Origin of the sequence: Stenotrophomonas sp. TWI1409, from assembly GCF_039673015.1 — a bacterium.
GTDB classification, from domain to species: domain Bacteria; phylum Pseudomonadota; class Gammaproteobacteria; order Xanthomonadales; family Xanthomonadaceae; genus Stenotrophomonas; species Stenotrophomonas maltophilia_A.
Genome location: NZ_JBDJKU010000105.1, coordinates 1 through 9,150 on the forward strand (window position 1 = coordinate 1; position 9,150 = coordinate 9,150).

General features: G+C 67.7%; 11 protein-coding genes. 1 reads left to right on the plus strand and 10 read right to left on the minus strand.

Annotation, left to right across the window (positions count from 1 at the left end; translation table 11 throughout):
• Window positions 1-89: 89 nt before the first annotated feature.
• The 8 genes from ABE423_RS19780 to ABE423_RS19815 form a co-directional block, all read right to left on the minus strand.
• On the minus strand, window positions 90-437 hold the full coding sequence (locus ABE423_RS19780; RefSeq protein WP_005414908.1) for a lipid-A-disaccharide synthase N-terminal domain-containing protein: 348 nt from the start codon (window positions 435-437) through the stop codon (window positions 90-92).
• Window positions 437-1,159, minus strand: coding sequence for a glycosyltransferase family 2 protein (locus ABE423_RS19785; protein ID WP_346487254.1), 723 nt, complete (start codon window positions 1,157-1,159; stop codon window positions 437-439). Before ABE423_RS19785 ends, ABE423_RS19780 begins: the two co-directional genes overlap by 1 nt.
• Before the next feature lie 89 nt (window positions 1,160-1,248).
• Window positions 1,249-2,214, minus strand: a complete 966-nt coding sequence (locus ABE423_RS19790; RefSeq protein WP_049424262.1) for an NAD-dependent epimerase/dehydratase family protein — start codon at window positions 2,212-2,214, stop codon at window positions 1,249-1,251.
• A 46-nt stretch (window positions 2,215-2,260) separates the two neighbouring features.
• Entirely contained in the window at window positions 2,261-3,001 is a 741-nt protein-coding gene (locus tag ABE423_RS19795) for a suppressor of fused domain protein (protein WP_032128474.1), read from the minus strand.
• A 126-nt stretch (window positions 3,002-3,127) separates the two neighbouring features.
• Window positions 3,128-4,051: a ParB/RepB/Spo0J family partition protein gene (locus ABE423_RS19800; RefSeq protein WP_008267278.1), complete on the minus strand. Its 924-nt coding sequence runs from the start codon at window positions 4,049-4,051 to the stop codon at window positions 3,128-3,130.
• Window positions 4,051-4,848: a ParA family protein gene (locus ABE423_RS19805; RefSeq protein WP_032128472.1), complete on the minus strand. Its 798-nt coding sequence runs from the start codon at window positions 4,846-4,848 to the stop codon at window positions 4,051-4,053. Before ABE423_RS19805 ends, ABE423_RS19800 begins: the two co-directional genes overlap by 1 nt.
• A gap of 112 nt (window positions 4,849-4,960) precedes the next feature.
• Window positions 4,961-5,599 carry a 16S rRNA (guanine(527)-N(7))-methyltransferase RsmG gene (rsmG, locus tag ABE423_RS19810; RefSeq protein WP_121504108.1) on the minus strand — a complete coding sequence of 213 codons (639 nt, stop codon included), beginning with the start codon at window positions 5,597-5,599 and terminating at the stop codon, window positions 4,961-4,963.
• A gap of 39 nt (window positions 5,600-5,638) precedes the next feature.
• Window positions 5,639-6,238 carry a 4'-phosphopantetheinyl transferase superfamily protein gene (locus tag ABE423_RS19815; protein ID WP_049399162.1) on the minus strand — a complete coding sequence of 200 codons (600 nt, stop codon included), beginning with the start codon at window positions 6,236-6,238 and terminating at the stop codon, window positions 5,639-5,641.
• An 84-nt stretch (window positions 6,239-6,322) separates the two neighbouring features.
• Between ABE423_RS19815 and ABE423_RS19820 the strand changes: the two genes are divergently transcribed.
• Window positions 6,323-6,574 carry a GlsB/YeaQ/YmgE family stress response membrane protein gene (locus ABE423_RS19820; RefSeq protein WP_012512507.1) on the plus strand — a complete coding sequence of 84 codons (252 nt, stop codon included), beginning with the start codon at window positions 6,323-6,325 and terminating at the stop codon, window positions 6,572-6,574.
• Between the two features lie 72 nt (window positions 6,575-6,646).
• On the opposite strand, the gene xth is transcribed toward ABE423_RS19820, so the two are convergent.
• Window positions 6,647-7,414, minus strand: coding sequence for an exodeoxyribonuclease III (gene xth, locus ABE423_RS19825; RefSeq protein WP_180837853.1), 768 nt, complete (start codon window positions 7,412-7,414; stop codon window positions 6,647-6,649).
• A gap of 119 nt (window positions 7,415-7,533) precedes the next feature.
• Entirely contained in the window at window positions 7,534-8,943 is a 1,410-nt protein-coding gene (locus ABE423_RS19830; RefSeq protein WP_346487259.1) for a coniferyl aldehyde dehydrogenase, read from the minus strand.
• Between the last annotated feature and the right edge of the window lie 207 nt (window positions 8,944-9,150).

Sequence of the window (9,150 nt, forward strand, 5' to 3'; positions counted from 1 at the left end):
CGAACCCGCGCCCCCCCTGGGGTGGCGGGCCGGGGGCGCGGGGGGGGTTACGACCCTTTTCCGGCGCACGGGGCTCGCACCCCGCAGCCTCAGTGACTGGCCTTGTCCCGCTTCCAGCCCCGGTGCTTGATGTCCAGCTGCAGGCTGTACAGCGCGGTGAACGCCGGGAACAGGTTCTGCAGCACGCCCACCGAGTCCTGCTTGGCCGAGAACAGGAAGTAGCTCAGCGTCATCAGGCTGCCGACCACGCTCATGTACCAGAACAGGCGTGGGATCACCGGCTTGCCCGCACGCTTGGAGGCGATGAACTGGACCAGCCAGCGGCCCCCGAACATCAGCGCGCCGGTATAGCCGATCAGCTTCCAGCCGGTCACATGCAGGCCGGTCCAGTACAACCAGGTCAGCGGCTGGTCGAGCCAGTGCAGCTCCAGATCCATCAACGCTCCTCCACCGCGGTGCGCTTGCTGCGGGTGATCAGCCAGGCCACGCCACGCAGGTCACGGATGCCGACCAGGGCGCGGCCGAGGTTGTTGTACTTGGAGACACCGGCGGTACGGTGGCGGTGGTTGACCGGCACGCTGGTGGTCTTCCAGCCGGCGCGCTGCATCAGCGCCGGCAGGTAGCGGTGCATGTGGTCGAAATACGGCAGGTCGAGGAACGCGCTGCGCTCGAACAGCTTGATGCCGCAGCCGGTATCGGGCGTATCGTCGCGCAGCATGCGTGCACGGATGGCGTTGGCCCACTTGCTGGCCCAGCGCTTGCTGCCACTGTCCTGGCGGTTGACGCGCCAGCCGGCGAACAGCTTCACCTGTGCCTCGGCGGCATCGCGCGCCGCCAGCAGCTTGGGAATGTCGGCCGGATCATTCTGCCCGTCGCCATCCAGGGTCGCGATCCACGGCGCACGTGCGTGCTTGACGCCGGTGCGCACGGCGGTGCTCTGCCCGCTCTGATTCACATGGTGCAGCACCCGCAGTTCCGGGGTGGTCGACTTCAGGCCCTGCAGCACCGCCAGGGTGTCATCGCGCGAGTGGTCGTCGATGTAGACGATCTCGAACGGAAGCCGTCCACGCAGTGCGGCGGTGATTTCGGCAACCAGCGGGGCGACATTGTCGCGTTCGTTGAACACCGGGACGACAACGGAAAGCTCGGGTTGGCTCATAAGGCACTCGGCCAAAGGGGGACAAAGACCGCGCATTCTCCGAAGCCGAGGTTATCCGAAGATGAATCCGGCTGTGTGAGGATCCCTCCTCAGGCGCGGTCGCCAAAATACTCGCGGCACCACTGCACGACGGGGGGCAACCCTGCTTCGATCGGGGTCACCGCGTCGAAGCCGAATGCGTCATGGGCGCGCCGGGTATCGGCCATCGTGCGCACCATGTCGCCCGGCTGCATCGGCTTGTAGACCTTCTGCGCAGGGCGGCCGGCAGCCTGCTCGATCACGCTGATGAAGCGCTCCAGCTCGACCGGCGTATGGTTGCCGAGGTTGAACACCCGGTGCGGTACCGGACCATCGGCCGGATGCGCGAGCGCGCCGAGAATACCGGACACGATGTCGGAGACATGTGTGAAGTCGCGCTGCATGCGGCCTTCGTTGAACACGTCGATCGGCCGCCCGGCCAGCACCGCGCGCGAGAAGAGCAACGGTGCCATGTCCGGCCGGCCCCACGGGCCATACACGGTGAAGAAGCGCAGGCCGGTGGCATGCAGGCCGTACAGCTGCGCGTAGGTGTAGGCCATCAGCTCGTTGGCCGCCTTGGTCGCCGCATACAGCGAGCGCGGCTGGTCCACGCGCTGGTCCTCGGAGAACGGCGGCGTGGCCGAATCACCGTAGACCGAGCTGCTCGACGCATACACCAGATGCTGCACGCCACGGTGGCGGCACAGCTCGAGCATGTTGACGAAGCCGACCAGATTGCTGTCGACGTAGGCCTGCGGGTTTTCCAGCGAATAGCGCACGCCCGCCTGTGCAGCCAGATGGATCACCGCGGTCGGCTTCACCTCGTCGAACAGCGCAGCCAGGCCCTGCTGGTCGGTCAGGTCCAGGGTGCGCAGGTCCAGCGTCGGGCACAGCGCGGCCACGCGGTCGCGCTTGATCTGCGGGTCGTAGTAGTCGTTGAAGTTGTCCAGGCCGACCACCGGCTGGCCCGCCTCCAGCAGCGCGCGGGCGGTGTAGGCACCGATGAAGCCGGCAGCGCCGGTAAGCAGGATGGTCATGGCAGGGGCCCGGAAGCAGAAATTCAGGCCCCTGATGTTACCGGTCTCAGAACAAACCGAAACGCTTCCTGGCGACGTTGACCCGGCCCGGCTCGATCACATCGTTGATCTGCTTCGCATCGAAGCGGTCGAGCAGGGCGTCGGCGCCCTTCTTCAGCTTCAGGTCCATCTCTTCCGGATACAGCGGAACCAGGCTCATGAAGCTGATGGTCCTGCCATCCTCCAGCTCCAGCGTGGCGAAGTCCTCCGGAGCAGTCACCGGCATCAGCACGATGGCACCGTCGAAGCCTGCTCCGGGCGCATAAGGCTCGCTGGGATGGCCGTTGGGAATGGTGTGGCCGAAGCCCAGCCAGGTGTCGTACTCATGCGGCAACCGCGCCATGCCCTTCAGCAGGCGCACCGGCCAGTAATTGCGCTCGTCCTCGAAGGCGTCCTGGGACATCGGCCAGTCGGCCGGCAGGGTCACCATCAGCTCCATGTAGCGCGGCACGTCCGCGTCCACGTCGGCGGGCACGGTCATCGGCAGGTCGCTCATGCCGGAGGTGACCAGGCGCAGGTACGGGCAGTGGTCATTGGCCGGCACCACGTGCACGTCAATGTGCACCAGGTCGGAAATGAGTTCGTGCAGGACCGTGGCGATCGGTCCGAGATGGCGCTCGATATGGCCGCTGATCGCTTCGATGTGCTGCTCTTCGCCGATGGCGAGCACAAAATCCTTTTCGCGCCGGTGCCTCAGTATCTGGGTACCGTCCGGGCTGACGTCCTCGTACTCGTATTCGTTGCTCATGTCCTGCTCCCTGGATGAGGCCACGGGCCGGAAGGCAGTACATCCCACGGCGCGCGCGGCGGTACGTTCCCTGTCATTCGCGGGACACGGCAGGAACGGGCCGCGCCCCCTGTCACTGCGCCGGGCTCAGCCCTGGCGCGTGCGCAGCTTTTCCAGCACGCCGTCCAGGGTATCCAGGTCGGTGTAGTGGATGATCAGCTTGCCCTTGCCGCCACGGCCGTGATTGATCGCAACCTTGGCGCCCAGCGCTTCGGACAGCTCGGTTTCCAGCGAGGCGATGTCGGCCTGCTGCACCTTCGGCGTGGCGACCGGGCGGTTGCTGGGCACCTTGCCGGCCGCGAAGGCCTGCGCACGGCGCTCGACCTCGCGCACCGACCAGCCTTCATCGGCCGCTTCCTGCGCCAGCTTGCCAGCCAGCTCGGGGGCCAGGGTCAGCAGCGCGCGGGCGTGGCCCATTTCCAGGCGACGGGTTTCCAGCAGCAGGCGGATCGCCACCGGCAGCTCCAGCAGGCGCAGCAGGTTGGACACCGCCGCGCGCGAGCGGCCGACGGCCTCGGCGGCCTCGGCATGGGTCAGGGTGAATTCGCTGATCAGGCGCTGCAGCGCCTCGGCTTCTTCCAGCGGGTTGAGGTCTTCGCGCTGGATGTTCTCGATCAGCGCCATCGCGATGACGGTGCGGTCCTCCAGCTCGCGCACCACCACCGGCACTTCGTCCAGGCCGGCCAGCTGCGAGGCGCGCCAGCGGCGTTCACCGGCGACGATTTCGTAGTTGCCCGCCGGCAGCTGGCGCACCAGGATCGGCTGGATCACGCCCTGCGACTTGATCGAGTCGGCCAGCTCGGACAGCTTGCCCTCGTCCATCTCGCGGCGCGGCTGGTACTTGCCCGGCTGCAGCTGGCCGACGGCCAGCTTGCGCAGCACCTCACCCGGCAGCGGCTCGATCACCGCAGTGGTGGCCTGCACCTGGCTGACCGCCCCCTTGGGACCGAGCAGGGCATCCAGGCCACGGCCGAGGCCTCGCTTCTTGGCTGCCGGCTTGCTGCTGGTCATCAGACGGTCTCCACGGCCTTGGCGGCCTTGTTGCGTTCGTTGTTGCGGCGGATGATCTCGCCGGCCAGGCCCAGGTAGGCCACGCCACCGCGCGAGGCACGGTCGTAGCCGACGATGCTCTGGCCATGGCTGGGTGCCTCGGCCAGGCGCACGTTGCGCGGCACGATGGTGCGGAACACGCGGTCGCCGAAGTGCTCGGTGAGCTCGGCCGAGACCGCGTTGGCCAGGTTGTTGCGCACGTCGAACATGGTGCGCAGCACGCCTTCGATCTCCAGCGCCGGGTTGAGGTTGGCACGCAGCGCTTCGATGGTTTCCACCAGCGCGCTCAGGCCTTCCAGTGCGTAGTACTCGCACTGCATCGGTACGATCACCGAATCGGCGGCGGCCAGCGCGTTGAGCGTCAGCAGCGACAGCGCTGGCGGGCAGTCGATCAGGATGTAGTCGTACTCGTCGCGGATCGGTGCCAGCGCGCGCTTCAGGCGCTGCTCGCGCTCGCTCTGCGCCATCAGCTGGATCTCGGCCGCGGTCAGGTCGATGTTGCCCGGCAGCAGGTCGTAGCCTTCGGCCGTCTGCACGCGCACATCGGCGGCGCTGGACTCGCCCAGCAGCAGATCGTAGGTGGAGGAGACCAGCTCGCGCTTGTCCACGCCACTGCCCATGGTCGCGTTGCCCTGCGAATCCAGGTCGACCAACAGCACGCGCTTGGGTGCGTTGGCCAGGGAAGCGGCCAGGTTGACGGCGGTCGTGGTCTTGCCGACGCCACCCTTCTGGTTGGCGATGGCGATGATGCGGGCCATGCGGGTGTGCCTCGTCGACGTGTGCTGGGACCGGTCATTATGCGTACAACCGGGCCCTTGCGGAAATCGTGGATCGCCAACCTCTTGTTCCACAAGGGGCTGGCGACGGGAATCAGGGACCTGTAACAGTGACCAGGTGGCGTTCGCCGGCCAGGCCGGGCACGCTCAGCGGGGTCACCTCGCGCACCTGCCAGCCAACCGGCAGCTCCGCGATCTCTTCATGCGGGTAGACGCCCTTCATGGCCAACAGCACGCCGCCGGGGCGCAACAGATGGCCACCGACGCGGACGATGCCGGCCAGGGTGTCCATCGCACGCGCGGTCAGCTGGTCGTAGTGGCCAGCTTCGTCCAGCGCCTCGGCGCGCGATTCGGCCACGCGGGCATTGCCCAGACCGAGCTGGCGCACGGCCTCGCGCATGAAGCGCGCCTTCTTGCCGTTGCTCTCCACCAGGGTGACCTGCAGGCCCGGGCAGGCGATCGCCAGCGGGATGCCGGGCAACCCAGGGCCGGTACCGAGGTCGGCCAGGCTGCCATCAGCCACGAACGGCTGCATCGCCAGCGAATCGAGCAGGTGGCGGGTAACCATCTCCTGCGGATCGCGGATGGCGGTGAGGTTGTAGGTGCCGTTCCAGCGGTGCAGCAGGGCCAGGTAGCGCAGCAGCGGCGGCGCCAGCGCGGCGTCCAGGCCCATGCTGGCCAGGCCCTGTTCCAGCGTGGCAGCCACGCTGGCGGGAAGTGGGTGTTCGCTCATGCCGACATTATCGCCGGTTTTGCGCGCTGATTCCCCGCTTCAGTGTGGATACCAGGCCAATGCCGCACGGAACTGGCCGGTGGCCTGCCATTCGTGCAGGTGCCAGCGCGCGGCCTCGCCCAGTTCCGGGTCGCACCAGCGCAGGTGCAGGGCGCCATCGGCCCCCGGTGCCAACTGCAGGCGGTGCAGGCCGAACGAGATGCCCTGCCCGTGCGCCTTCAGGATGGCCTCCTTGACGCACCACACGCGGAAGAACCAGTGCTCGCGCCCGGCCTCGTCCAGGCTTTCCAGCCAGGCCACTTCCTCGGGGTGGAAGAAGCGCTGCACGATTTCCAGAAGACGCGGCCGCGGGCGCAGCAGTTCCAGGTCCACGCCCAGCCGCACGCCCTCGCCCAGCGCCACCAGCAGCACCTCGCCGCTGTGGCTCCAGCCGGTGCCGTAGTGGGCCAACGCGCCGCTCAGCTCCGGCCGGCCCTTGTCATCGCGGACCAGCGGCAGCGTGTCCGGGTCGGCGCCCAGCGCCTGCGCCAGCACCTGCCGCGCCTGCGGTTCGCCGCGGTGGCCCGGCACGTGCGGGCGCCGCCAGACCGTCACCGGACCGAAGCGCCACGGGCCGTCGAGGGTGGCTGGCAGGCTCATCCGCACGCGCCCATCACGCAATTCCACGACGGGTTCACGGCCGTGCGCGTCAACTGGTCACAGTTCCCCACCGGAGGTTCGATCATGGGCATCATCGTTTGGCTGATCGTCGGCGGCATCGTAGGCTGGCTGGCCAGCATCATCATGAAGCGCGATGCCCAGCAGGGCATCATCCTCAACATCGTGGTCGGCATCGTCGGCGCGCTGATTTCCGGCTGGCTGTTCGGCGGCGGCATCAACGAAGCGATCACCATCCGCACCTTCCTGTTCTCGCTGATCGGTGCGGTGATCCTGCTGGCAATCGTCAACCTGTTCACCCGCAAGAGCATACGGTGATCTGAGGGTAGTGCCGGCCGCTGGCCGGCAGACGTTTCAGAACGGGCCCGGCAATCGTCGGGCCCCGTTCGTTCAACCCAACTGCACCCACGCCGGCGCATGGTCGCTCGGGCGCTCCCAGGTACGCGGCTCACGGTCGATGCCCGAGGCCACCGCACTGCCCTTCAGCGCGTCGGAAACCAGGGTCAGGTCGATGCGCAGGCCCAGGTTGCGGCGGAAGCCCGCGGCACGGTAATCCCACCAGCTGAACACACCGGCCTCGTCGTTGTGCAGGCGGAAGCCATCGTGCAGGCCCAGCTGCAGCAGCTTGTTGAGTGCGCCGCGCTCGGAGGTGGAGGTCAGGATGTGGTTTTCGTTCCACACCTCCGGGTCGTGCACATCGCGCGCGTCCGGGGCGATGTTGAAGTCGCCCATCACGATCAGCTTCGGGTGCCGCTGCAGTTCTTCGGCGATCCACGCATGCACCGCCTCCAACCAGCGCAGTTTGTAGTCGTACTTGTCGGTGCCGATGTCCTGGCCGTTGACCACGTACAGGTTGATCACCCGCAGGTCGCCGAAGGTACCGGCGATGACGCGCTTCTGCTCGTCCTCGAAGCCGGGAATACCGATCTGCACGTCCTGCGCCGGCTCACGCGACAGCAGCGCCACGCCGTTGTAGGTCTTCTGGCCGGCGAACACGCTGCGGTAGCCCGCGGCGATCAGCGCCGAATCGGGGAACTTGTGGTCCTCCAGCTTGGTTTCCTGGATACCGACGATGTCCGGGCCGAACTCCTTGAGCCACTGCTCCAGGTGCGGCAGGCGGACATTGAGCGAATTGACGTTCCACGAGGCGATCTTCATGGGGGCCATTCTACCCGGGTGGGCCTTGATGGGCGCCCCTATACCCCGGTAGACGCCAACCTTGGTTGGCGCCAGCAATCACCGTGTGCCAACCAAGGTTGGCAACTACCGGAACCCGATCACCGCAAGAGGAACTTCAACAACCTGGCAATCTTCGAATACGGCGGCCGCAGCCGGTCGCTGGCAGCCCAGCGCGACTGCCACAGCACCGGCAGCCGCTTGCTCATCGCATCAAACCCGGCCCGGCCGTGGTACGCGCCCATGCCGCTGGCCCCCACCCCGCCGAACGGCAGGCCATCGGCAGCGAAATGCAGCAGCGTGTCATTGACCGTCACCCCACCGGCCACCACCTGGCCGAGGATGCGCTCCACCGTGGCCCGGTCATGGCTGAAGGGATACAGCGCCAGCGGCCGGTCGCGGGACAGCACGTCGGCCAGCGCCGCATCCAGATCCGGGTACGCCCGCACCGGCAGGATCGGCCCGAAGATCTCCTCGCGCATCAGGTCCAGGTCGTCCGGCGGGTCCAGCACCACGGTGGGCACCAGCAGACGCTCGCGGTCGGCGCGCGCATCATCCACCTGCGCCAACGGAATTACCGGCACGCCGCGTTCGCGCGCCTGCGCCAGATAGCCTTGCAGGCGCCGGTACTGGCCTTCGTTGATGATGCGCGTGTAATCGTCGGCGCTGCTGAAATCGCCGTAGCGTTCGCGTACCTGCTGCTGCAGCGCCTGCACGAACTCGCGCTGGCGCGCGGTATCGATCAGCACGTAATCCGGCGCGATGCAGGTCTGCCCGGCGTTGAACCACTTGCCGGTAGCCAGCCGCGCAGCGGCTTTGTCCAGCGGGAAATCGCGGCAGACGATGGCCGGCGACTTGCCGCCCAGTTCCAGCGTGACCGGCACCAGATGCTCGGCCGCCGCGGCCATCACCTTGCGGCCAACGGCCGTCGAGCCGGTGAACAGCAGATGGTCCAGCGGCAGCGATGACACCGCCGCCGCCACATCCGCCCCACCCTGCACCACCGCCACGCGATCGGGCGGGAACACGCTGGCCAGCAGATCGACCAGGAATGCACTGGTGCGCGGCGTGTGTTCCGAAGGCTTGAGCAACACGTGGTTGCCGGCGGCGATGGCGGTGGCCAGCGGCACCAGTGCCAGCGTAACCGGGTAGTTCCAGGGCGAGATCACCCCGACCACGCCCAGCGGCGTCGGCCGCAGCTGCGCGCGCGCCGGCCACAGTTTCCATCCGGCCGATACGCGCTGCGGCTTCGACCAGCGCCGCAGGTGGCGGCGCAGGTGGTCGATGGCCGACAGCACGCTCATGCCATCGGCCAGCTTCGATTCAACGTGGGCGCGATGGCCGAAGTCCTCGGCGATGGCCTGGGCCATTTCATCCAGGCGCGGCTTCAGCGCCTCGCGCAGGCGGCGCAAGTCATTCTCGCGCTGGTCCAGCGACGGGCGCTGCGACTGCCAGGCACTGCGCAGGGTGTGCAGGATGGCGGGGAGGTCTGCCGGCATGGTGGTGGTCATGGACCGACTATACGGCGTGCTGTGCAACGCATTGGTAGTGCCGGCCGCTGGCCGGCAGCCCCATGGATCTCCGGCAGACATCGTGCATTTGCCGGCCAGCGGCCGGCACTACCAAAAAGAGGGCCGCGGTCTGCACCGCGGCCCCTGAAACCCGGTGGGGGGCGCCCGGGGGGGGGGGGGCCCGGGGTGTTGGGGTTTGACCGGCCG

What these genes read in the sequence shown, in the direction of transcription:
- ABE423_RS19805 (WP_032128472.1), bottom strand. Translation starts at nt 4,848, where the DNA reads ATGGCCCGCATCATCGCCATCGCCAACCAGAAGGGTGGCGTCGGCAAG.
- ABE423_RS19820 (WP_012512507.1), top strand. Translation starts at nt 6,323, where the DNA reads ATGGGCATCATCGTTTGGCTGATCGTCGGCGGCATCGTAGGCTGGCTG.
- rsmG (WP_121504108.1), bottom strand. Translation starts at nt 5,599, where the DNA reads ATGAGCGAACACCCACTTCCCGCCAGCGTGGCTGCCACGCTGGAACAG.
- ABE423_RS19815 (WP_049399162.1), bottom strand. Translation starts at nt 6,238, where the DNA reads ATGAGCCTGCCAGCCACCCTCGACGGCCCGTGGCGCTTCGGTCCGGTG.
- ABE423_RS19785 (WP_346487254.1), bottom strand. Translation starts at nt 1,159, where the DNA reads ATGAGCCAACCCGAGCTTTCCGTTGTCGTCCCGGTGTTCAACGAACGC.
- xth (WP_180837853.1), bottom strand. Translation starts at nt 7,414, where the DNA reads ATGAAGATCGCCTCGTGGAACGTCAATTCGCTCAATGTCCGCCTGCCG.
- ABE423_RS19830 (WP_346487259.1), bottom strand. Translation starts at nt 8,943, where the DNA reads ATGACCACCACCATGCCGGCAGACCTCCCCGCCATCCTGCACACCCTG.
- ABE423_RS19790 (WP_049424262.1), bottom strand. Translation starts at nt 2,214, where the DNA reads ATGACCATCCTGCTTACCGGCGCTGCCGGCTTCATCGGTGCCTACACC.
- ABE423_RS19780 (WP_005414908.1), bottom strand. Translation starts at nt 437, where the DNA reads ATGGATCTGGAGCTGCACTGGCTCGACCAGCCGCTGACCTGGTTGTAC.
- ABE423_RS19800 (WP_008267278.1), bottom strand. Translation starts at nt 4,051, where the DNA reads ATGACCAGCAGCAAGCCGGCAGCCAAGAAGCGAGGCCTCGGCCGTGGC.
- ABE423_RS19795 (WP_032128474.1), bottom strand. Translation starts at nt 3,001, where the DNA reads ATGAGCAACGAATACGAGTACGAGGACGTCAGCCCGGACGGTACCCAG.